The sequence below is a fragment of the Hydrogenophaga aquatica genome, from assembly GCF_054780915.1.
Map to the genome: position 1 here is coordinate 49,365 of NZ_BAAGVK010000015.1, position 22,728 is coordinate 72,092.

18 protein-coding genes and 1 riboswitch are annotated in these 22,728 nt (G+C 65.4%); of the genes, 9 read left to right on the forward strand and 9 right to left on the reverse strand.

Annotated elements, in window-relative coordinates:
- Positions 1 to 4: 4 nt before the first annotated feature.
- Entirely contained in the window at positions 5 to 1,933 is a 1,929-nt protein-coding gene (gene thiC / locus ACYVHH_RS12820) for a phosphomethylpyrimidine synthase ThiC (protein WP_460565562.1), read from the reverse strand.
- A gap of 90 nt (positions 1,934 to 2,023) precedes the next feature.
- Positions 2,024 to 2,127, reverse strand: a riboswitch (TPP riboswitch).
- 63 nt (positions 2,128 to 2,190) lie between these two features.
- Between thiC and ACYVHH_RS12825 the strand changes: the two genes are divergently transcribed.
- On the forward strand, positions 2,191 to 2,805 hold the full coding sequence (locus tag ACYVHH_RS12825) for a YitT family protein (protein ID WP_460565563.1): 615 nt from the start codon (positions 2,191 to 2,193) through the stop codon (positions 2,803 to 2,805).
- Between the two features lie 15 nt (positions 2,806 to 2,820).
- Here the strand turns inward: ACYVHH_RS12825 and nadB are convergent, their stop codons facing one another.
- The 6 genes from nadB to metG all read right to left on the reverse strand — a co-directional run bounded on the left by nadB (position 2,821) and on the right by metG (position 10,258).
- A complete protein-coding gene (nadB, locus tag ACYVHH_RS12830; RefSeq protein ID WP_460565564.1) occupies positions 2,821 to 4,443 on the reverse strand; it encodes an L-aspartate oxidase in 1,623 nt (540 codons plus the stop codon).
- Between the two features lie 24 nt (positions 4,444 to 4,467).
- On the reverse strand, positions 4,468 to 5,352 hold the full coding sequence (locus ACYVHH_RS12835; protein ID WP_460565565.1) for a segregation and condensation protein A: 885 nt from the start codon (positions 5,350 to 5,352) through the stop codon (positions 4,468 to 4,470).
- Positions 5,353 to 5,365: 13 nt separating this feature from the next.
- On the reverse strand, positions 5,366 to 5,578 hold the full coding sequence (locus tag ACYVHH_RS12840; protein WP_460565566.1) for a DUF3460 family protein: 213 nt from the start codon (positions 5,576 to 5,578) through the stop codon (positions 5,366 to 5,368).
- 74 nt (positions 5,579 to 5,652) lie between these two features.
- Positions 5,653 to 7,293 carry a SulP family inorganic anion transporter gene (locus tag ACYVHH_RS12845; protein WP_460565567.1) on the reverse strand — a complete coding sequence of 547 codons (1,641 nt, stop codon included), beginning with the start codon at positions 7,291 to 7,293 and terminating at the stop codon, positions 5,653 to 5,655.
- Between the two features lie 103 nt (positions 7,294 to 7,396).
- Complete coding sequence (locus ACYVHH_RS12850; RefSeq protein ID WP_460565568.1) at positions 7,397 to 8,140, reverse strand: YoaK family protein; 744 nt, start codon at positions 8,138 to 8,140, stop codon at positions 7,397 to 7,399.
- 12 nt (positions 8,141 to 8,152) lie between these two features.
- Positions 8,153 to 10,258 carry a methionine--tRNA ligase gene (gene metG / locus ACYVHH_RS12855; protein WP_460565569.1) on the reverse strand — a complete coding sequence of 702 codons (2,106 nt, stop codon included), beginning with the start codon at positions 10,256 to 10,258 and terminating at the stop codon, positions 8,153 to 8,155.
- Between the two features lie 114 nt (positions 10,259 to 10,372).
- Here metG and apbC point away from each other — a divergent pair, with 114 nt between their 5' ends.
- Both apbC and ACYVHH_RS12865 read left to right on the forward strand, forming a co-directional pair.
- Complete coding sequence (gene apbC, locus ACYVHH_RS12860; protein ID WP_460565570.1) at positions 10,373 to 11,464, forward strand: iron-sulfur cluster carrier protein ApbC; 1,092 nt, start codon at positions 10,373 to 10,375, stop codon at positions 11,462 to 11,464.
- Positions 11,465 to 11,481: 17 nt separating this feature from the next.
- On the forward strand, positions 11,482 to 11,919 hold the full coding sequence (locus tag ACYVHH_RS12865) for a PACE efflux transporter (protein WP_460565571.1): 438 nt from the start codon (positions 11,482 to 11,484) through the stop codon (positions 11,917 to 11,919).
- A gap of 11 nt (positions 11,920 to 11,930) precedes the next feature.
- On the opposite strand, the gene ACYVHH_RS12870 is transcribed toward ACYVHH_RS12865, so the two are convergent.
- Both ACYVHH_RS12870 and ACYVHH_RS12875 read right to left on the reverse strand, forming a co-directional pair.
- Entirely contained in the window at positions 11,931 to 13,553 is a 1,623-nt protein-coding gene (locus ACYVHH_RS12870) for a benzoate-CoA ligase family protein (RefSeq protein WP_460565572.1), read from the reverse strand.
- A 34-nt stretch (positions 13,554 to 13,587) separates the two neighbouring features.
- Positions 13,588 to 15,162, reverse strand: a complete 1,575-nt coding sequence (locus ACYVHH_RS12875; RefSeq protein WP_460565573.1) for a 3,4-dehydroadipyl-CoA semialdehyde dehydrogenase — start codon at positions 15,160 to 15,162, stop codon at positions 13,588 to 13,590.
- A 190-nt stretch (positions 15,163 to 15,352) separates the two neighbouring features.
- On the opposite strand from ACYVHH_RS12875, the gene ACYVHH_RS12880 reads away from it, so the two are divergent.
- The 6 genes from ACYVHH_RS12880 (at position 15,353) to ACYVHH_RS12905 (ending at position 22,579) form a co-directional block, all read left to right on the forward strand.
- Positions 15,353 to 16,276 (forward strand): helix-turn-helix transcriptional regulator, encoded by a 924-nt coding sequence (locus tag ACYVHH_RS12880; RefSeq protein WP_460565662.1) that lies wholly within the window; start codon positions 15,353 to 15,355, stop codon positions 16,274 to 16,276.
- A gap of 131 nt (positions 16,277 to 16,407) precedes the next feature.
- On the forward strand, positions 16,408 to 18,069 hold the full coding sequence (boxC, locus tag ACYVHH_RS12885) for a 2,3-epoxybenzoyl-CoA dihydrolase (protein ID WP_460565574.1): 1,662 nt from the start codon (positions 16,408 to 16,410) through the stop codon (positions 18,067 to 18,069).
- Positions 18,070 to 18,160: 91 nt separating this feature from the next.
- Positions 18,161 to 19,588 (forward strand): benzoyl-CoA 2,3-epoxidase subunit BoxB, encoded by a 1,428-nt coding sequence (boxB, locus tag ACYVHH_RS12890; protein WP_460565575.1) that lies wholly within the window; start codon positions 18,161 to 18,163, stop codon positions 19,586 to 19,588.
- The gene (gene boxA, locus ACYVHH_RS12895; protein ID WP_460565576.1) at positions 19,588 to 20,880 is read left to right on the forward strand and encodes a benzoyl-CoA 2,3-epoxidase subunit BoxA; all 1,293 of its coding nucleotides are present in this window, start codon (positions 19,588 to 19,590) and stop codon (positions 20,878 to 20,880) included. The genes boxB and boxA overlap by 1 nt, the downstream gene beginning before the upstream one ends.
- Before the next feature lie 89 nt (positions 20,881 to 20,969).
- Positions 20,970 to 21,233 carry a helix-turn-helix domain-containing protein gene (locus tag ACYVHH_RS12900; RefSeq protein WP_460565577.1) on the forward strand — a complete coding sequence of 88 codons (264 nt, stop codon included), beginning with the start codon at positions 20,970 to 20,972 and terminating at the stop codon, positions 21,231 to 21,233.
- The gene (locus ACYVHH_RS12905; RefSeq protein WP_460565578.1) at positions 21,230 to 22,579 is read left to right on the forward strand and encodes a type II toxin-antitoxin system HipA family toxin; all 1,350 of its coding nucleotides are present in this window, start codon (positions 21,230 to 21,232) and stop codon (positions 22,577 to 22,579) included. The genes ACYVHH_RS12900 and ACYVHH_RS12905 overlap by 4 nt, the downstream gene beginning before the upstream one ends.
- Positions 22,580 to 22,728: the final 149 nt, after the last annotated feature.

Sequence of the window (22,728 nt, forward strand, 5' to 3'; positions counted from 1 at the left end):
CCGCTCAGGCCTTGTGGATGGGGATGTAGATGTCCCCGCCCGACTGGCGGAAGGCTTCAGACTGCATCTGCATGCCCTTCTCGATGGCAGTGTCCTCACTCACGCCCTGCTGGGCTGCGAAGTCGCGCACGTCCTGCGTGATCTTCATGCTGCAGAAGTGCGGGCCGCACATCGAGCAGAAGTGCGCCACCTTGGCCGAGTCCTTGGGCAACGTCTCGTCGTGGAACTCGCGCGCCTTGTCGGGGTCCAGGCCCAGGTTGAACTGGTCTTCCCAGCGGAACTCGAAGCGCGCCTTGCTCAGCGCGTTGTCGCGGATCTGCGCGCCTGGGTGGCCCTTGGCCAGATCGGCGGCGTGGGCGGCCAGCTTGTAGGTGATGATGCCTTCCTTCACGTCCTGCTTGTTGGGCAGGCCCAGGTGCTCCTTGGGCGTCACGTAGCACAGCATGGCGGTGCCGTACCAGCCGATGGTGGCCGCGCCAATGCCGCTGGTGATGTGGTCGTAACCCGGGGCGATGTCGGTGGTCAACGGGCCCAGGGTGTAGAAGGGCGCCTCGTGGCACTGCTCCAGCTGCAGGTCCATGTTCTCCTTGATCATGTGCATGGGCACATGGCCGGGGCCTTCGATCATCACCTGCACATCGTGCTTCCAGGCGATCTGCGTGAGTTCGCCCAGGGTCTTGAGTTCGCCCAGCTGGGCTTCGTCGTTGGCGTCGTAGATGGAGCCGGGGCGCAGGCCGTCGCCCAGGCTGAAGGCCACGTCGTAGGCCTTCATGATTTCGCAGATGTCCTCGAAGTGGGTGTAGAGGAAGCTTTCCTTGTGGTGCGCCAGGCACCACTTGGCCATGATGGAGCCGCCCCGGCTGACGATGCCGGTCATGCGGTTGGCCGTGAGGGGGATGTAGCGCAGCAGCACGCCCGCGTGGATGGTGAAGTAGTCCACGCCCTGTTCGGCCTGTTCGATCAGCGTGTCGCGGAAGATTTCCCAGGTCAGGTCCTCGGCCTTGCCGTTGACCTTTTCCAGCGCCTGGTAGATGGGCACGGTGCCAATGGGCACGGGCGAGTTGCGCACGATCCACTCGCGTGTTTCGTGGATGTTCTTGCCGGTGGACAGGTCCATCACCGTGTCGCCACCCCAGCGGATGGCCCAGGTCATCTTGTCCACTTCCTCGTTGATGGACGAGCCCAGCGCCGAGTTGCCGATGTTGGCGTTGATCTTCACCAGGAAGTTGCGGCCGATGATCATCGGCTCGGTTTCGGGGTGGTTGATGTTGGCGGGGATGATGGCGCGGCCGCGGGCCACTTCGTCACGCACGAACTCGGGGGTGATTTCGGCGGGAATGCTGGCGCCGAAGCTCTGGCCGGGGTGCTGGCGGCCGATCATGGCGGCCATCTTCTGCCCGGTGGGGCCGGCGGCCTGGAGCGATGCCAGGTACTCGCGGCGGCGCAGGTTCTCGCGGATGGCGATGTATTCCATCTCGGGCGTGATGATGCCTTGGCGGGCGTAGTGCATCTGCGTCACGTTCTTGCCGGGCAGGGCGCGGCGCGGCTGGCGGTGCAGGCCTGGGAAGCGCAGCTCGTCGAGCTTGGGGTCGGCGGCGCGGGCGCGGCCGTATTCGCTGCTCAGGCCGGGCAGCACTTCGGTGTCGTTGCGCTCGGCAATCCATTGCTGGCGCAGGGCGGGCAGGCCCTGGCGGATGTCGATGCGAGCGGCCGGGTCGGTGTAGGGGCCGGAGCAGTCGTAAACAAAGACGGGCGGGTTGGGCTCGGCGCCGAAGGCGGCGGGGGTGTCGCTCTGGCTGATCTCGCGCATGGGCACGCGGATGTCGGGGCGGGAGCCCTCCACGTAAACCTTGCGGGAATTGGGCAGGGGCTGGATGGCGGCCTGGTCCACCTGGGCGGTGGTGGCGAGGAACTTGTCGGCAGGGGCGTTCACGGGGCGGTCTCCTTCGGTGGTGTCAATTGCTCCGAAGGTTGCCCCCGGTGCCTGGGTGTGACGGGTGGGCAGACCACTCGCCGCAGGGGGCAGGGGAGAAACAGCTCTTCTTCCGCCGGTATGAACCGGTTCAAGTTCGCGGGTTCGGCTTTGCCATCTCAGCCCACACCATGTGGACACCCCGGAGCAGTTGGGCATTGTACGGGTGTACGGCGATTGCTGCATCTGCTGGCATGATTCGTGCCTCCGGAGCCGCCATGAACACCACCGACACCCCCGTGCAGAAACACACCGTCTTCGAGGATGCGCAGGCCATCTTCACGGGCACCCTGTTCGTGTCGCTGGCGCTCATTCTGTTCGCACAGTCGGGCCTGCTCACGGGCGGTACGGCGGGTGCGGCCTTCGTGCTGCACTACGCCACGGGCCTGGGGTTGGGGCACCTGTTCTTCCTCATCAACGTGCCCTTCTACTGGTTTGCGTGGCGGCGCATGGGGCGCGAGTTCACGCTCAAGACCTTCATCGCCATCAGCCTGCTGTCGGCCATGACGCAGTGGTCGCCGCGCCTGTTCGCCATCGAGCGGCTGCACCCGGCCTACGCCGCCGTGCTGGGGGGCTTGCTGCTGGGGTCAGGGTGCCTGTTCCTGGCGCGGCACCGGGCCAGCCTGGGTGGCGCCACCATCATCAGCCTGTACCTGCAACAGGAGCGCGGCTGGCGTGCAGGCAAGGTGCAGATGGGCATCGACTGCACCATCGTGCTGCTGGCGCTGACGGTGGTGGAGCCCGAGCGGGTGGCCTGGTCGGTGCTGGCGGCGGTGGTGATGAACCTGTTCATTGCCATCAACCACAAGCCGGGACGTTACGCGGTGATTTGAGGCACCGGCCGAGGTTCAATGTCCCGGCGTGAGCACCGTGGGCAGGGCTTCGGGCAGCAGGCCGGGGTAGTCGCGGCTGAAGTGCAGGCCCCGGCTTTCTTTGCGGGCCTGGGCCGACCGCACGATGAGGTCGGCCACCTGCACCAGGTTGCGCAGCTCCAGCAGGTCGCGCGTGACGTGGAAGCGCGCGTAGAACTCCTGGATCTCGGCCTTGAGCAGTTCGATGCGGTGGGCCGCGCGCTCCAGGCGCTTGTCGGTGCGCACGATGCCCACATAGTCCCACATGAAGCGGCGCAGCTCGTGCCAGTTGTGGGCGATGACGACCTGTTCATCGGCGTCGATGACGCGGCTGTCGTCCCACGGGCGCACGCCGGGCACGGCAACGGCGGGCTGTGCGGTGATGTCGGCCACGGCGGCGCGGGCAAACACCATGCATTCCAGCAGGGAGTTGCTGGCCAGGCGGTTGGCGCCGTGCAGGCCGGTGCAGCTGGCTTCGCCCACGCAGTACAGGCCGTCCAGGTCGGTGCGGGCGCGCAGGTCGGTGACCACGCCGCCGCAGGTGTAGTGCGCAGCGGGCACCACGGGAATGGGCTCGCGCGTGATGTCTATGCCCAGCTCGGCGCAGCGCGCCAGGATGTTGGGGAAGTGCTCGCGCAGGAACTCGGGGCTCTGGTGCGAGATGTCAAGGAACACGCAGTCCAGGCCGTGTTTCTTCATCTCGAAGTCGATGGCGCGCGCCACCACGTCGCGCGGGGCCAGTTCGCCGCGCTCGTCGTGCGCGGGCATGAAGCGCGTGCCATCGGGCAGTTTCAGCAGGCCACCTTCGCCACGCACCGCCTCGCTGATGAGGAAGCTCTTGGCCTTGGGGTGGTACAGGCAGGTGGGGTGGAACTGGATGAATTCCATGTTGGCCACGCGGCAGCCCGCGCGCCACGCGGCGGCAATGCCGTCGCCGGTGGCGGTGTCGGGGTTGGAGGTGTACAGGTACACCTTGCCCGCGCCGCCGGTGCACAGCACGGTGTGGGGGGCCACGAAGGCCTCCACCTCGTCGGTTTCCTCGTTCAGCACGTAGGCGCCCAGGCAGCGGCGCGGCCCCGGCTGCGGCTGAACAGCGTGCTTGTCGCTCAGGATCAGGTCCACCAGGTTATGGGTTTCGAACACGTCCACGTGGGGCAGTTCGCGCACGCGCTCGATCAGTGTTTTCTGCACGGCGGCGCCCGTGGCGTCGGCCGCGTGCACGATGCGCCGGTGGCTGTGGCCGCCTTCACGCGTGAGGTGCAGTTCGCCGTCGTCCAGCGAGAAGGGGGTGCCCAGTTCCTGCAGCCAGGCAATGGCCTCGGGGGCGTTTTCCACGGTGAAGCGGGTGGCTGCCTCGTCGTTCAGGTGAGCGCCCGCCACAAAGGTGTCCTGCACGTGCTCCTCGAAGCTGTCGTCCGGGGCCAGCACGGCGGCAATGCCGCCCTGGGCCCAGGCACTGGCGCCGTCCGCTATGGCGCGCTTGGTCAGCACTGCCACGCGCAGGTGCGCGGGCAGCAGCAGCGCCGTGCTCAGCCCGGCCAGGCCGCTGCCGATGATGATGACGTCGTAATGCCGGGTGGGCGCCGTGGCGGCGGAAGCGGATGCCGAGGAAGAGGCCATGGTCTTTGGCAGAGGAAAAGGGTGTCAGGCGGGCGTGTAGGCAAGCCGCACGTAGATGGGGGCGAAGGCCTCGGCCTGCGTGAGTTCGATCAGCGTTTCCTTGGCCAGCTCCAGCGTGGCAATGAAGGTCACCACCAGCACGGGCACGCCCAGGCTCACGTCGAACAGGTCGGCAAATTCAACGAACTTGCGCCCTTGCAGGCGGCGCAGCACCAGGCTCATGTGCTCGCGCACCGAGAGTTCCTCGCGGCTGATCTTGTGGTGCTGCACCAGCTTGGCCCGTTTGAGGATGTCGCGCCAGGCTTCCTGCAGGTCGGCGGGGTTCACATCCGGGAAGCGCGGCGCAAGCGATTGTTCGATGTGCACCTGGGCACGGAGGAAGTCGCGGCCCAGCTGGGGGGCGTCGTTCAGGCGTTGCGCGGCCAGCTTGATCTGCTCGTATTCCAGCAGGCGGCGCACCAGCTCGGCACGGGGGTCTTCCACCTCTTCGCCCTCGGCCACCTTCTTGGGCGGCAGAAGCATGCGCGACTTGATCTCGATGAGCATGGCCGCCATCAGCAGGTACTCGCCGGCCAGTTCCAGGTTGCTGGCGCGGATCTGCTCCACGTAGCTCAGGTACTGGCGCGTCACCTCGGCCATGGGGATGTCGAGGATGTTGAAGTTCTGCTTGCGGATGAGGTAGAGCAGCAGGTCCAGCGGACCTTCAAAGGCCTCCAGGAAGACCTCCAGCGCGTCGGGGGGAATGTAGAGATCTTGCGGCAGCTGGAACAGCGGTTCGCCGTACAGGCGCGCACGGGCCACCTGGTCCACCACCTCGGGCATGCTCGCCGGTAACTCGGCGGGCGCGCTGGCCAGCGCCACGTCCAGCGCCTGGGGCAGCTCGGGTTCCAGCGGCGGGGCAGAGGTCATGCCTGCGGGGCGGTCAGCGCAGCAGCGGCTCGGTCTGGTACACGTAGGGTTTCTGCGGAACGCTGGCCTGGCTGGCGTCGGCGGCAAACTGGCGGTCGATCTGCTTGTCCCACAGCAGGGCACGGCCCTGGCGTTGTTCGGCTTCCAGCTCGGGCCGCTGCGATTTCAGCGAATCGATGAACTGGGTGGCGTCGGAAGCGTAGTGGGGGCGTTGAAAGATGTTCATGACGGGATCGTGCACCACAGGGAAAAAAGCGATTTTACCCAGTGGGACGCTGAGCGGTGCCGCGCCTGGGCCGATCAGGCGCAGGTGTGGAGCTTGTCGGCGAAGCCGGACCGGCGCAGCAGCGACAGCGGTTGCTCGTGCAAGCCCACCATGCTCAGGTGAGCGCCGCGCTTTTCCAGGGCCTTGTGCAGCTGCTCCAGGGCATCCAGGCCGGTGGTGTCTAGCGATATCAGGTGCGTGGCGTCCAGCATCACGTTCAGGGGTGCGGGGGATCCCTCCACCTCGGCCACGATGGGGTCGATCTTGCTGACCGCGCCGAAGAACAGCGACCCGTAAAGGCGGAAGGTGAGCTGGTGTTCTGTCTTGGCGACGGGATCTGCACGGAACAGGCTGCTCTGGCGGCGCACGAACAGCACCACCGCCAGCACCAGGCCCAGCTCCACCGCGACCGTCAGGTCAAAGACGATGGTGACGAAGAAAGTGGACAGCAGCATCAGCCGGTAGTGGCTGGTGAAGTGCTTGAGCCGGGCAAACTCGCGCCACTCCCCCATGTTCCAGGCCACAAACAGCAGCACCCCCGCCAGCACCGCCAGGGGAATGTGCTTGGCCAATGGCGCCGCCAGCAGCACCACCAGGGCCAGCGTGAGCGAATGGACGACACCGGCAACGGGCGAGGTGGCACCCGAGCGGATGTTGGTGACAGTGCGTGCGATGGTGCCCGTGGCGGGCATGCCGCCGAAGAAGGGCACCACGGCGTTGGCCACGCCCTGGGCCATCAGTTCCTGGTTGGGGTCGTGCTTGGGGCCGTCGCGCAGCTGGTCGGCCACGCGCGCGCACAGCAGGGATTCGATGGCGCCCAGGATGGCGATGGTGAGCGTTGGGCTGACCAGAAGCTTCACGGTTTCCCAGGAGAACGCGGGCAGCTCGAACGCGGGGGCGCTCTGCGGAATGCCCCCGAAGCGCGAGCCGATGGTTTCCACGGGCATCTGCAGCACCCAGGCGGCCAGCGACAGCGTCACCAGGGCCACCACGGGGCCGGGCACGCGCGACGTCGCCTTCAGTGCGCTGATGGTGTCTATCTCGTCGAGCTTCTTGCGAAAGGCGGACTCGCTCGACCACAGCCGCGGCCAGATGAACAGCCCGACCACGCAGGCGGCACCCAGCCCAAAGGCCCAAGGGTTGAAGGAGTCCAGGTGGTGCGCCAGGGTGGTGATCTGGCTGAAGAAGTCGCCAGGCATCTTTTCGATGTGCAGGCCGAGCAGGTCGCGCAACTGCGACAGGGCAATGAGCACCGCAATGCCGTTGGTGAAGCCGATGACCACACTCACCGGCACGTAACGCACGAGGGTACCCAGCTTGAACAGACCCAGCAGGAACAGCAGCACGCCCGCGCTGGCGGTAGAAATCAGCAGGTTGGCCACGCCGTAGCGTTCGACGATGCCGTAGACGATGACGATGAACGCGCCTGCAGGGCCGCCGATCTGCACCGACGAGCCCCCCAGCACCGAAATGATGAACCCCGCGATGATGGCGGTCCACAGCCCGGCTTCGGGTTTGAGCCCGGAGGCGATGGCGAATGCCATGGCCAGCGGCAGGGCGACGATGCCAACAGTGGCGCCAGCCCCCATGTCCTTGACCAGCCGTTCGCCGTTGTAGCCACGCAGGTCCTGCAGCAGGCGTGGGCGGAACGTGGCCAAGGGTGGCAGATTGATCATGCCCCATGTTACAACTCTGTCACTGTGCCGAAGCTTACAAAGTTGTCAGCTATATCTCGGGGTTTCTACCAGTTTGAACGCTATTCGCAGCGTTTTTGTGGGCTTAGACGACAGATCGGCGCGTACGCAGGTCCGCGGCCACGGGGCGCCAGACGAGCAGCAGCAACATCACCGCCAGGGGCAGCGTGCTGACGTAGCCCACGTGTTTGAAGCCCCAGGCGCCCAGCAGTGCCCCGATGAAGAAGCTGCCGATCATGCGCGCCTGCAGGCGCAGCTTGTCGCGGTTGGCCTGCACCGGGGTGTGCCGCGGATGGCGGTTGACGTAGAAGAGCTTGCCCAGCTCGATGCCCAGGTCGGTCACCAGGCCGGTGAGGTGCGTGGTGCGGATCTCGGCCTTGGATATCTTGGTGATGACGGCGTTCTGCAGGCCCATGATGAAGCACAGCAGCACCACCGTGAGCGGCAGGAAGAGAGTGGCCAGCAGGCTGATGGCCGCGCCGAACAGGCCGAACAGCAGCAGTGCCACCGCTTCAATCAGCAGTGGCAGGCCAAAGGCGCTTTGCAGCGAATGGCGCAACCCCCAGTTGACCATCCAGGCGGTGGTCATGGCTCCGGCCAGGAAGGCCAGCAACGAGCCCATGCCAGCGATGGCCAGCGTCCAGTGGCCGAGCACGATCTGGTCGGCCACCGAAGAGACCACCCCCGTCATGTGCGAGGTGTACTGCCCCGCCGCCAGGAACCCGCCCGCGTTGGCGGCACCAGCCACGAAGGCCAGCGTGAGCCCCAGGCGCACGTTCGCCTGCTGCGTGCGTTGCACGTCAACCCAGCCGCGAAGCTCCGGGTGCACGCCGCCGTCCGCTCAGTGGATGCGCATGCCTGGCTGTGCGCCAGGCCAGGGGTGCAGCACATAGATGCCGGGCTGGGCTTTTTCGTCGGCATGGCTGGCGGCCAGCACCATGCCTTCGCTCACGCCAAACTTCATCTTGCGCGGCGCCAGGTTGGCCACCATCACCGTGAGTTTGCCAACCAGGTCTTCGGGCTTGTACATGCTGGCAATGCCGCTGAACACATTGCGCGTGCGGCCTTCGCCCACGTCCAGCGTCAGGCGCAGCAGCTTGGTGGAGCCTTCCACCGGCTCGCAGGCCTCGATGCGGGCAATGCGCAGGTCCACCTTGGCAAAGTCGTCGATGGAGATGGTGGGAGCGATCTCTTCGCCGCCGGGCACGGTTTTCTCGGGTTCGGGTGCCGCGGGCGGCTCGAACAGGGCCTCCAGCAGCTTGATGTCCACCCGCTGCATGAGGTGCTGGTACGCGCCGATGGCGTGGCCCGCGCCCAGCGGCGTGGCGGCGTTGACGTAGTTGAGCGGCTCGCACTGCAGGAAGGCTTCGACCTGTGCGGCCAGCGCGGGCAGCACGGGCTTGAGCAGGGCGGTGAGCACACGGAACGATTCGATGCACACCGTGCACACGTCTTGCAGGCGGGCGTCCATGCCCTCTTGCTTGGCCAGTTCCCAAGGCTTGTTCTGGTCCACGTACTCGTTCACGCGGTCGGCCAGGGCCATGGTTTCGCGGATGGCCTTGCCGTATTCGCGTTCGGCCAGCAGTTCGGCCACGCCGGGCACGGCGGTCTGCAGGTGGTCGAGCAGGGCCTCACCGTCGGCCGAGATGGTGCCCAGCTTGCCGCCAAAGCGCTTGGCAATGAAGCCCGCCGCCCGCGAAGCGATGTTGATGTACTTGCCGACCAGGTCGCTGTTGACGCGGGCGACGAAGTCTTCGGGGTTGAAGTCCACGTCTTCCACGCGGCTGTTGAGCTTGGCGGCCAGGTAGTAGCGCAGCCACTCGGGGTTCATGCCCAGACCCAGGTATTTGAGAGGGTCCAGGCCGGTGCCGCGGCTCTTGCTCATCTTCTCGCCGCCGTTGACGGTGATGAAGCCGTGCACGTTGACCTGGCTGGGCGTCTTGCGGCCGCTGAACTGCAGCATGGCGGGCCAGAACAGGGTGTGGAAGTAGGTGATGTCCTTGCCGATGAAGTGCACCTGCTCCACCGCCGGGTCGGCGACGAACTCATCGTAGGACTGCGTGGTGCGCGAGGCTTCATGCCAATGGTTGGCGGCCTGGCCCTTGGCGAAGTGGTTCTTCAGGCTGGCCAGGTAACCGATGGGGGCGTCCAGCCAGACGTAGAAGTACTTGCCGGGCGCGTCGGGAATCTCGATGCCGAAGTAGGGCGCATCGCGAGAAATGTCCCAGTCGCCCAGGCCGCCATTGCCTTCTTCGTCCTTGGTGAACCATTCCTTGATCTTGTTGAGCACCTCGGGCTGCAGGCGGCCGGGCTCGGCGGTCCAGTTCTCCAGGAACTCGATGCAGCGCGGGTCGCTGAGCTTGAAGAAGTAGTGCTCGGATGTGCGCAGCACTGGCGTGGCGCCGGACAGGGCGGAGTAGGGGTTCTTCAGCTCGGTGGGGGCGTAGACCGCGCCGCAGCTTTCGCAGGAGTCACCGTACTGGTCCTTGGCGCCGCACTTCGGGCATTCGCCCTTGATGAAGCGGTCGGGCAGGAACATGTTCTTCTCGGGGTCGAAGAACTGCTCGATGGTTTTGGTGCTGATCAGGCCGTTGGCCTTGAGGTCGAGGTAGATGCGCTGGGCCAGCTCGTGGTTCTCGGGGCCGTCGGTGCTGTGCCAGTTGTCGAACTTCACGTGGAAGCCTTCCAGGTACTGGGCACGCCCGGCGGCAATGTCGGCCACGAACTGCTGCGGCGTCTTGCCGGCCTTTTCAGCGGCGATCATGATGGGCGCGCCATGGGCGTCGTCGGCGCCAACGAAGTGCACCTCGTGCCCGTGCATGCGCTGCATGCGCACCCAGATGTCGGCCTGGATGTACTCCATGATGTGGCCGATATGGAAGTTGCCGTTGGCGTAAGGCAGAGCGGTGGTGACGAAGAAACGGCGTTGTGCGGAGCGCGTGGTCATGTGGTGGGTCCTGACAGGCAAGCCCTCGATTTTAATGAGGGCACTGTGCCCGTGCGCGCCAGACGGTAGACTTCGCAGCCAACACCTACACATAACTGCGGAGTTCCACACCAAATGGCCGTTGACCAACAGGCGCTGCTGCAGGCGCTGCAAACCGTGCAAGACCCGAACACGGGCAAGGATTTCGTTTCCACCAAGGCGCTGAAGAACCTGCAGGTTCACGACGGCGACGTGTCGTTTGACGTGGAGCTGGGCTACCCCGCCAAGAGCCAGCTGCCGGGGCTGCGCAAGGCGCTGATCGCCGCCGCCAAGGGCGTGGCCGGGGTGGAAAACGTCTCGGTCAACCTGTCCGTCAAGATCCTGGCCCATGCGGTGCAGCGCGGCGTGCAGCTGCTGCCGAACGTGAAGAACATCATTGCCGTGGCGTCTGGCAAGGGCGGCGTGGGCAAGAGTACCACCGCCGTCAACCTGGCGCTGGCGCTGGCCGCCGAGGGTGCCAGCGTGGGCATTCTGGACGCCGACATCTACGGCCCCAGCCAGCCGATGATGATGGGCATCGAAGGCCGCCCCGAGAGCGTGGACGGCCAGACCATGGAGCCGCTGGAGAACTACGGCGTGCAGGTCATTTCCATCGGTTTCCTGGTGGACAAGGACGAGGCCATGATCTGGCGCGGCCCCATGGCCACGCAGGCGCTGGAGCAGTTGCTGCGCCAGACCAACTGGAAGGACCTGGACTACCTGATCGTGGACATGCCGCCGGGCACCGGCGACATCCAGCTGACGCTGAGCCAGCGCGTGCCCATGACGGGCGCGGTGATCGTGACCACGCCGCAGGACATCGCCCTGCTGGACGCGCGCAAGGGCATCAAGATGTTCGAGAAGGTGGGCGTGCCCATCCTGGGCATTGTGGAGAACATGGCCGTGCATGTGTGTTCCAACTGCGGCCACGTGGAGCACATCTTCGGCGCCGAGGGCGGCAAGCGGATGGCAGCCGAGTTCGACATGGCCTACCTGGGCGCGCTGCCCTTGAACCTGCAGATCCGCGAGCAGGCCGACAACGGCCGCCCGACCGTGGTGGCCGATCCGGATGGCGAAATCGCAGGCATCTACAAGGCTGTGGCGCGCCAGGTGGCCATCACCGTGGCAGCCAAGGCCAAGGACTTCACCTCCAAGTTCCCATCGATCAAGATCAGCAAGGACACCTGATTTCCCGGAACGGCGCGATGGCTTTGACCCCACGCACCCGCCGCGTTTTGCAGGCGGTGCTTTACGAAACCTTTGCTGTGGCCTTCGTGGCCCCGGTGCTGGCGCTGGTGTTTGGCGAGCCGGGCTGGTCGGCCATCGCCTTGTCGCTCACCATGTCGGGCATTGCGCTGGCGTGGAACTATGTGTTCAACGGGCTGTTCGAGCAGTGGGAGCGCCGCCAGACCGTGAAGGGGCGCTCATGGCAGCGCCGGGCGGTGCACGGCATTGGGTTCGAGGGCGGCTTGGCCCTCATCCTGGTGCCGGTGATGGCCTGGTGGCTGGGCATATCCTGGTGGGCCGCGTTCGTGGCCGACCTGGGCATCCTGCTGTTCTTCCTGGTCTACACCGTGGCCTTCACCTGGACGTTCGACAAGGTGTTCGGCCTGCCCCAGTCCGCGCTGCCGCAGGCGGACTGAGGCTGCTCCGCTCAGCGCTGGGCTTCCAGGTCGCGCAGCCGGAAGCGCTGGATCTTGCCCGTGGCGGTCTTGGGCAGTTCGCTCACGAACTCGATGAAGCGCGGGTACTTGTAGGGCGCCAGCCGCTCTTTCACGAAGGCTTTCACTTCTTCCTCGGTCAAGGCCTGGCCAGCTTTGAGCACGATGAAGGCCTTGGTCTTGACCAGACCGTCGCTGTCGGTCTTGCCGATGACGGCAGCCTCCAGCACAGCAGGGTGCTGCACCAGCGTGGCCTCCACCTCGAACGGTGACACGTAGATGCCGCTGACCTTGAGCATGTCGTCGTTGCGGCCCGCGTAGGTGTAATAGCCTTCGGCGTCACGGGTGTACTTGTCGCCGCTCTTGGTCCAGGCGCCCTGGAAGGTGTCGCGCGACTTTTCGCGGTTGTGCCAGTACATCAGCGCGGCGCTGGGGCCTTTGATGAACAGGTCGCCAATGTCGATGGAGCCGTCGGCATTCGGGGGCACGGGCAGCCCGTCTTCGCCCCGGATCTCCACCTCATAGCCCGGCACGGGCTTGCCGGACGTGCCATAGCGCACGTCACCTGGGCGGTTCGACAGGAAGATGTGCAGCATTTCGGTGGAGCCGATGCCGTCGATGATCTCGCAGCCGAAGCGGGCGGTCCAGCGTTCACCGATGTCGCGCGGCAGCGCCTCACCGGCGGACGAGCACAGGCGCAGCGCCACGTCGGCACGCGCGGGCAGGTCAGGCTGGGCCAACATGCCCCCATAGCCCGTGGGGGCGCCGTAGAACACGGTGGGGCGGCGCCCAGCCAGCTGGGGCGTTTTGCCCGTCAGGCGCTGGAACACGGCCTGTGGCGTGGGCCGCTCGGCCATCAGCACCACACTGGCGCCCACGCTCAGCGGGAAGGTGAGCGCATTGCCCAGCCCGTAGGCGAAGAAGAGCTTGGCGGCGGAGAAGACGGTGTCGTTTTCGGTCAGGCCGAGCACGGGCTTGCCATACAGCTCGGCCGTCCAGTACAGGTTGCCCTGGGTGTGCACCGTGCCCTTGGGGCGGCCGGTGGAGCCTGACGAGTACAGCCAGAATGCAGCTTCGTCTGCCTGGGTGGCGGCGGGCTGGGCGGCGGGGCCCTGTGCGCCGAGCACTGTGCGCAGATCGTGCATGGCGGGGCCGTCATCGTTGCCCGCTTGGGCGGCCGCTGTGCCGGGGCGGGAAATGACGATATGCCGCACTTCGTGGTGGCCCTGGTTCAGTGCGTCCTGCAAGGTGGGCAGCAGCGCTTCAGACACCAGCGCCGCCTGTGCACGGCTGTTTTGCAGCATGTAGGCGTAGTCCTGCGACGTCAGCAGGGTGTTGAGCGCCACCGGCACCACACCGGCGTAAAGGGCACCCAGGAAGCTCACCACCCAGTCGTTGCAGTCGTGCATGAGCAGCAGCACGCGTTCCTCGCGCCGCACGCCCAGCGACTGCAGGGCCGAGGCCATGCGCCGCACCTGGTCGGCCAGCTGGCCGTAGGTGAGCGTTCCCTGGTCGTCGATGAGTGCAAGGCGCTCGGCACGATCGGCATTGCAGCGGATCAGGTGCTGGGCGAAGTTGAATTCGGCGGGTGGCGCGGAAGGCTGTGCATTTTTCATGGTGTCTCCTCTGAGGGTGTCCGGCGCGGTGTGCTCAGTATTTCAGCAAGGCCGCCTGGCTGGCAAGCTGGTCCAGCGCGGCGCTGCTGGCCTGCACGGCGCTGCGGCGGTGGTAGAAGTTCAGCGCGCGCAAGCCGCCCAGCTCCTCGCCGCCGCCAGCGCGGCCCGGGCCGCCGTGCAGCGACTGCGGCATCACGTTGCCGTGGCCGGTTTGCAGGCTGGCCACGTCGGGGCTGATGGCGTGCACCCGGCCATGGCTGGAGCCCAGCTCTGCCGCCGCCTGGGCAATGAAGGCCGGGTCTGCGCTGTAGACCGACACGACGAGCGAGCCTTCGCCACGGCGGATGAGTTCATACGCCTCTTCAATGCTGTCGTAGGTCATCAGGGTGGCCACGGGGCCGAAAACCTCCACCTCGTGCAGCACCTTTGCGCTGGCAGGCGTGCGCGTGCCCAGCAGGGTGGGGCCCACGCAGGCGGCGACGGCGGGGTCGGCATCCACCAGGGCGTGGCTGGCGCCGTCGTGCAGCACCTCGGCCTCGGCACGCAGGCGGGCAATCCCTTCCAGCACGCCGGCGTGCTGCTCGCGGCTCACCAGCGCGCCCATGCGCACCGATTCGTTGCGCGGGTTGCCCACGGTCACCTTGGCCAGCTTGGCGCCAATGGCCTGCGCGGCTGCGTCGTACAGCGCGCGCGGCACCATCACGCGGCGGATGGCGGTGCACTTCTGCCCGGCTTTCACGGTCATCTCTCGGGTTACCTCGTTCACCAGCAGCTGGAAAGCCTCGCTGTCGGCGGCGGCTTGCGGGTCCAGCAGGGCGGTGTTCAGGCTGTCGGCTTCGATGTTGCAGCGCACCGAGCGCTCTGCCACGGCGGGGTGGGAGCGGATGATGCGCGCCGTCTCGGCGGAGCCAGTGAAGGAAACCACGTCAAACGGTTCCAGCGCATCCATCAGGCCTGCGGACGAGCCGCACACTACCGACAGCGCGCCTGCGGGCAGGACGCCCGCGTCCACCACGTCCTGCACCATGCGTTGGGTGAGCCAGGCCGTGGCGGTGGCGGGCTTGACGATAACCGGCACGCCCGACAACAGCGCGGGGGCGGCCTTTTCCCACAAGCCCCAGGACGGGAAGTTGAAGGCGTTGATGAACAGCGCCACGCCCTGCGTGGGGGTGAGGATGTGCTGCGTCTGGAACAGCGGGTCCTTGCCCATGCGGATGCGTTCGCCATCCAGCAGCACGCGCGCGTCGCCCAGCGCGTCCCCCTGCTTGGCGTACACGCCAATGGTGTAGATGGCGCCGTCGATGTCCACCGCCGAGTCCTTGGCGGTGGTGCCGGAGTTGGCGGTGGCGATCTCGTAATAGGCGTCGCGGTTCTTTTGCAGTACCTGTGCCACGGCCTGCAGCAGGGCGGCACGCTCCTTGTAGGTGAGGGCACGCAGCGCCTTGCCGCCTTGCTCACGCGCGAAGCGGAAGCCTTCCTTCAGGTCCAGCCCCTGGCTGGAGACGCGCGCCAGCTCGGTGCCGAGCACGGGGTCGAAAAGCGGTGTGCCAGCGCCGCCGCCGGTTTGCCAGCGGCCGCCAAGGTGGTTGGGTAGCAGTGGAGTGCTCATGGTCATCGATGAATAAGGGCTGTCCGGACTGGTCAGGGGTTGCCAATGGCGGTATAAATGCACTATCGTGCGTGCCATGGAGTATGCACTAAAGTGCATGTTTGTGGTGCCCTGAGATATCAGGGATTTCCCCGAGGGCCTGGCCCCGATCATCTAGAGAAACCGAAGAATGAATGTCATGGAGACTGCCATGGAGCCGGTGAACGCCAGCCTTGGTGCGGCGGATGCGGCCGAGGGAGATGGGCAGCGCAACACTTTTCTGGTGGCGCTGGGCGAGCGTGTGCGCACTCTGCGTTCGCGCAAAGGCATGACGCGCAAGGCTGTCGCGCTGGCGGCCGATGTGTCCGAGCGCCATTTGGCGAACCTGGAATACGGTTCGGGCAACGCTTCCATATTGGTATTGCTGCAGGTGTCACGGGCACTGCAATGTTCGCTGGCCGAGCTGCTGGGCGACGTCACCACGTCCTCGCCCGAATGGCTGCTCATCCGCGAGTTGTTGCAGGGGCGTGACGAGGCCGACCTGCGCCGCGCACGTGTGCAGCTGGTGGAGTTGTTCGGCAGCAGCGGCGTGGACGTGCAGGGCAAAGGTGCCCGTGTGGCGCTCATTGGCTTGCGCGGGGCGGGTAAATCAACGCTTGGGCAGCGCCTGGCAGATGACCTGGGTTACCCCTTCATCGAGTTGAGCCGCGAGATCGAGCAGTTCGCGGGTTGCAGCATCAGCGAGATCCACAACCTCTACGGTGCCAACGCCTACCGCCGCTACGAGCGCCGTGCGCTGGAAGAAGCCATCCAGATCTACCCTGAGGTGGTGATTGCCACGCCTGGCGGCCTGGTGTCGGACTCGGCCAACTTCAACCTGCTGCTGCAGCACTGCACCACGGTGTGGCTGAAGGCGGATGCGGCAGACCACATGTCGCGTGTGGCGGCGCAGGGGGACATGCGTCCCATGGCGGCCAGCCGCGAGGCCATGGAGGACCTCAAACGGATTCTGGAAGGGCGTTCCGCCTTCTATTCGAAGGCGGACCTGTCCATCGACACCAGTGCTCAGCCAGTGGAAGAAAGCTTCCTGTTGCTGCGGCAAAAAGTACGCGCCCTGCTCAAGCAGCCGGTCTGAATCAGGGTAAATACCGAGTCAAATGCACTAAAATGCATTTGACTGCAGAATAATGCCTGCGCTATGATTCGTTCACTGCTGCACTATAGTGCATTCAATGAACCCCGAACCGCCTGACAGAGGAGCCTGACATGAGCCAGAACCCGCGCGTTGACTACCAGACGCACCCGTCCAAGTACCAGCACATCCAGCTGTCTTTCGACGGCGAGATCGCGACCCTGTCGCTCAACATCAATGAAGACGGCGGCCTGCGCCCCGGCTACAAGCTCAAGCTCAACAGCTACGACCTGGGCGTGGACATCGAACTGCACGACGCGCTGCAGCGCATCCGCTTCGAGCATCCCGAGGTCAAGTCCGTGGTGGTGACCAGCCTGCGCGACCGCGTGTTCTGTTCTGGCGCCAACATCTTCATGCTGGGCCTGTCCAGCCACGGCTGGAAGGTGAATTTCTGCAAATTCACCAACGAGACCCGCAACGGCATTGAAGATTCTTCCCAGCACTCCGGCCTGAAGTTCGTGGCGGCACTCAACGGCGCCTGCGCTGGCGGTGGTTACGAACTGGCCCTGGCCTGCGACGAAATCATCCTGGTGGATGACCGTTCCAGCGCCGTGAGCCTGCCTGAAGTGCCCCTGCTGGGCGTGCTGCCCGGCACCGGCGGCCTGACCCGCGTGACCGACAAGCGCCACGTGCGCCATGACCTGGCAGACATCTTCTGCACCAGCGTGGAAGGCGTGCGCGGCCAAAAGGCTGTTGACTGGCGTCTGGTGGACGCGGTGGCCAAGCCCGCGCAGTTCCAGCAAGCCGTGCGTGACCGCGCCCAGACGCTGGCCGCAGGCAGCCGCCGCCCCGGCACCGGTGCCCGTGGTGTGGAGCTGACCCCGCTGCAGCGCAGCTTCGACGGCGACAGCGTTACTTACAGCCACGTGAAGGTGGAAGTCGACCGCACCAAGCGCATCGCTACCTTCACCGTCAAGGCCCCCACCTCTGCTCAGCCGACCGACATCGCCGGCATCGAAGCCGCTGGCGCCCAGTGGTGGCCCCTGCTGATGGTGCGTGAACTTGACGACGCCATCCTGCACATGCGCACCAATGAGCTGGACATCGGCACCTGGCAACTCAAGACCGAAGGTGACGCCGCCGCCGTGCTGGCTGCCGACGCCACCATGCTGGCCCACAAGGACCACTGGTTCGTCAACGAGACCATCGGTCACCTGCGCCGCACGCTGGCCCGCCTGGACGTGTCCTCGCGCAGCCTGTTCGCCCTGGTGGAGCCGGGCTCCTGCTTTGCGGGCACCCTGGCCGAGCTGGCCTTCTGTGCCGACCGTACCTACATGCTGGTGCTGCCCGACGAGCCCGAGAAGCAGCCCACCCTGCAGTTGGACGAGTTCAACTTCGGTTTCTTCCCGATGGTCAACGGCCAGTCGCGTCTGCAGCGCCGCTTCTACGAGGAAGCCGGCCCCATGGAAGCCGCCCGTGGCGCCATCGGCCAGGCGCTGGACGGCGACGCCGCCCTTAAGCTGGGCCTGGTGACTGCCGCCCCTGACGACATCGACTGGGCTGACGAAATCCGCCTGGCGCTGGAAGAGCGCGCCGCCATGTCGCCCGACGCGCTGACCGGCCTGGAAGCCAACCTGCGCTTCGCCCAGAAGGAAAACATGTTCACCCGTATCTTCGGCCGTCTGACCGCGTGGCAGAACTGGATCTTCCAGCGCCCCAACGCCGTGGGCGACAAAGGTGCCCTGAAGGTGTACGGCAAAGGCGACAAGGCCCAGTTCGACTGGAACCGCGTCTAAAACCATTAACTCGTTGTGCGGTGGGTTTCCCGGTGGAGCCAGCCGCAACCGAACGGCAGTCCACCGAGCAAGCATCCGCAGGAGCAAAAACATGTCGAGCATCAACTACAGCGAGAAGATTCCCAACAACGTCAACCTCAGCGAAGACCGCACGCTGCAGCGCGCGCTGGAGCACTGGCAGCCCAACTACCTGCAATGGTGGCAGGACATGGGCCCCGAAGGCTCGCAGAACTTCGACGTGTACCTGCGCACCGCCGTCAGCGTGGACCCGCAGGGCTGGGCGCAGTTCGGCCACGTCAAGATGCCCGACTACCGCTGGGGCATCTTCCTCAACCCCGCTGAGGAAGGCCGCAAGATCCACTTCGGTGACCACATCGGCGAAGCCGCATGGCAAGATGTGCCTGGCGAACACCGCGCCAACCTGCGCCGCATCATCGTCACGCAGGGCGACACCGAACCCGCGTCCGTGGAGCAGCAGCGCCACCTGGGCCTGACCGCGCCCAGCCAGTACGACCTGCGCAACCTGTTCCAGGTGAACGTGGAAGAAGGCCGCCACCTGTGGGCCATGGTGTACCTGCTGCACAAGTACTTCGGCAAGGACGGCCGTGAAGAAGCCGAAGCCCTGCTTGAGCGCAACAGCGGCAACGCCGACAACCCGCGCATCCTGCAGGCCTTCAACGAGAAGACGCCCGACTGGCTGAGCTTCTTCATGTTCACCTACTTCACCGACCGCGACGGCAAGTTCCAGCTGTGCGCGCTGGCCGAGTCGAGCTTCGATCCCCTGGCCCGCACCACCAAGTTCATGCTGACCGAAGAGGCGCACCACATGTTCGTGGGCGAATCCGGCGTGGGCCGCGTCATCCAGCGCACCGTGGACGCGATGAACCAGTTCAAGACCGACGACGTGGGCAAGCTGCGTGCGGCAGGCGTGATCGACCTGCCCACCATCCAGCGCTACCTGAACTTCCACTTCAGCGTCACCATCGACCTGTTCGGTGCCGACCAGTCGTCCAACGCCGCCACCTTCTACAGCTCCGGCCTGAAGGGCCGCTACGAAGAAGGCAAGCGCACCGACGACCACGTGCTCAAGGGCCAGACCTACAAGATCCTGGACGTGCAGAACGGCCAGCTCGTCGAGAAGGACGTGCCCATGCTCAACGCCCTGAACGAAGTGCTGCGCGACGACTACATCAAGGACTCCGTGGGTGGCGTGGAGCGCTGGAACCGCATCATCGAAAAGGCCGGCATCCCCTTCAAGCTGAAGGTGCCGCACAAGGCCTTCCACCGCAACATCGGTACCCTTGCTGGCGTCAAGGTCAGCCCCGAAGGCCGGGTGGTCAGCGACCACGAATGGAATCAGAATGTCGAGCAGTGGCTGCCGACCGATGAAGACCGCGCCTACGTGGGCAGCCTCATGGGCCGAGTGGTCGAGCCGGGCAAGTTCGCCAACTGGATTGCTCCGCCGGTCATGGGCATCAACCGCCAGCCTGTCAACTTCGAATACGTCCGGTTCAACTGATGAGCACCGAAGCCGTCCTGATCCAGCAGCATCTGATCGACCCCGAGATCTGCATCCGCTGCAACACCTGCGAGGCCACCTGCCCGGTGCAGGCGATCACGCACGATTCGCGCAACTACGTGGTGGATGCCGAGAAGTGCAACCTGTGCATGGCCTGCGTGCCGCCGTGCCCGACGGGCTCGATCGACAACTGGCGCACCATGCCGCGCGTCAAGGCGTACAGCGTGGAAGAGCAGCTGGGTTGGGACGAGCTGCCCGCAGCGCTGTCTGACGATGAGTTGCAGGCCATGGGCGGTGCGCCCGAGGCCGCGCAGCTGGCTGATGCGGTGGTGCAGGCTGCGTCTGCAACGGCAGCCGCCACGCTGGCCTCGGCTGGCGCGGGCGAAGCACCGTTCAACAGTGCAGCCTATGGCGCCACCGTGCCGCCGTGGTCCGCCGCGCATCCTTATGTCAACCTCTACGGCCCCAAGGCGCCCACCACGGCCACCGTCGTGGGCAACTTCCAGGTCAGCGAGGCGGGCACGTCGAGCGAGACGCACCACATCGTGCTGGACTTTGGCGCCATGCCTTTCCCAGTGCTCGAAGGCCAGTCGCTGGGCATTGTGCCGCCGGGGGTGGACGCCAACGGCAAGCCGCATCACGCACGCCAGTATTCCATTGCCAGCCCGCGCAACGGTGAGCGGCCCGGCTACAACAACGTGTCGGTCACGGTCAAGCGCGTGGTGGAAGATCACCAGGGCCAGCCCGTGCGCGGCGTGTGTTCCAACTACCTGTGCGACCTGAAGGTGGGCGACACGGTGCAGGTGATCGGGCCGTTTGGCGCATCGTTCCTGATGCCCAACCACCCGCGCTCCAACATCGTGATGATCTGCACCGGCACCGGCAGCGCACCCATGCGCGCCATGACCGAGTGGCGCCGCCGCCTGCGTGCCAGCGGCAAGTTCGAAAGCGGCAAGCTCATGCTGTTCTTCGGCGCCCGCACGCAGCAGGAACTGCCTTACTTCGGCCCGCTGCAGAAGCTGCCCAAGGACTTCATCGACATCAACCTGGCCTTCAGCCGCACGCCCGGCGCCCCCAAGCGCTACGTGCAGGACCTGATGCGCGAGCGCGCTGCCGATCTGGTCGAGCTGCTGAAGGACGCCAACACCTGCATCTACGTCTGCGGACTCAAGAGCATGGAAGAGGGCGTGGTGCTGGCGCTGCGCGACGTGGCGCAGCAGGCCGGGCTGGACTGGGACACACTGGGTGCGGCACTCAAGAAGGAAGGCCGCCTGCACCTGGAGACCTACTGAGCTGCAACCTGGCGGGGGTACTTGAGTTTTTGTGTCCCAAGGGCTACACTATGAGTCATGAAAGACCATTTTGACGCCCGAGGGCTACATTGACGACGCTGTCCGACGTTGCTGAGATGCTCAGAAGTGCCCGACGTGAAGCGGGGCTGAGCCAGGATGAACTTGCCCAGCGGGCGGGTGTTGCCCGCACCACTGTGGCGCGGATGGAAAACCTGGCCAAGGGCGACATGAGCGTGTCTGCACTGGTGCGCTTGCTTGAAGCCGCTGGCTACGACCTGAGGTTGGTGAAACCCGGTCACGTGCGCACGGTCGAGGACATCCTCGCCGAGCAGCGCCGGGGTGATGCCGCATGAGGCTTGATGTTCAGGTCAGTGGCAAGACCGTTGCCCAGCTTTACCGGGAGCGCGACGAGTATGTCCTCAAGTATTTACCAAGCGCCGGTCCGGCGGATTTCGTCAGCCTGACCATGCCCGTGCGGCAGGAGCCCTGGCGTTGGCCGCGCGACCTGCACCCGTTCTTTCGTCAGAACCTGCCCGAAGGCTATTTGCTGAACATCATTCGCGAGGAGTTCGGACCACTGCTCGATGGCACGGATCTGACTTTGCTGGCAGTTGTTGGCGGCTCAGGCATCGGCCGGGTCACGGTCACACCCGAAGGGGGCAAAGCTGGTGTAGAGATGGAGCCCCTGCAGGTTGATAGCCTGCTGACGGCAGAGAACACCGCAGGGCACTTCGCAACACTGGTGCGCCGCTATGCCCGTGCGGCGATTTCTGGCATGGTGCCCAAGTTCATCGCACCCGAAGAAACACCCGGTGAGTCCCTGGGTCCGCTGGGTAAACCTACCTTGCGCACCAGCCGCCACATCATCAAGGGCTCGGACGACAGCACACCCTACCTAGGCTTCAACGAGTTCTACAGCATGCGCGTGCTGGAGCGGCTGAATGTTGTGCCGGTGGCCCGTACCCGCATGTCTGATGATGGCCGGGTGCTGGTGGTGGATCGCTTTGACGTGGACGAGCATGGCACGCCCACGCATGGGCTGGAGGATGCCTGCGGGCTGCTCGGCCTGCCTCCGCACGAAAAATACGCCACTACCACTGAAAAAGTGCTCAACGCTGCGCGTGCTTACTTTCGGCCAGCGCAGGTGCGTGTTCAGTTGGAACGATTTGGCTGGCATGTGCTGACCAACTATGTGGTGCGCAACGCGGACTGCCACGCCAAGAACATCGCCTTGTACTACACCCAGCTCACCGACGTGGGCTTCACGCCGGTTTTTGACATCGTGACAACCCAGGCCTACCCGCGTTACGCGAGCAACCCGCCAGGCCTGTCTATAGACGGCCGACAAACCTGGGCGGCGGGCAAAGCACTGCAGCGCTTCTTCATCGCCCGGCTGGGCATTGCGCCGCGGCACTACGCCGAGATGGTAGAGCGCCTGTGTGAGTCGGCAGTGCAGGTAGGTGAAGAGGTGATGGATGCCGCAAGGAATGAGCCGCGCTGGCGCCCAGTTGCCAAGCAGATGGTGCATGCGTGGAATGAAGGCATGGCGTCGCTGCGCGACCCGAAGAAGTCCGTGGCATTCAAGGGCTTGGATACCGCTATTGCCGCAGCCGGTTTTTCCGCCCCAGAACCGCCAGAACCAACCCGTGTAACCATCGGCCGGTCTGAGCTGCTTGCGCCGCAGCGGCGCAAGCGGTAGTACCTTCCATGCTGCGTGTCGCGGAAGCCTAAGCACACCGCACGCCATTCTTTGTGATGTTTGGTCTCGCCAGCTGTGTGGCACGGCACACAGTGCTTAAACTGCCGGTTTCAGTTGAGGGTCTGCAGGCATCTTGCTGCGGAATCAAG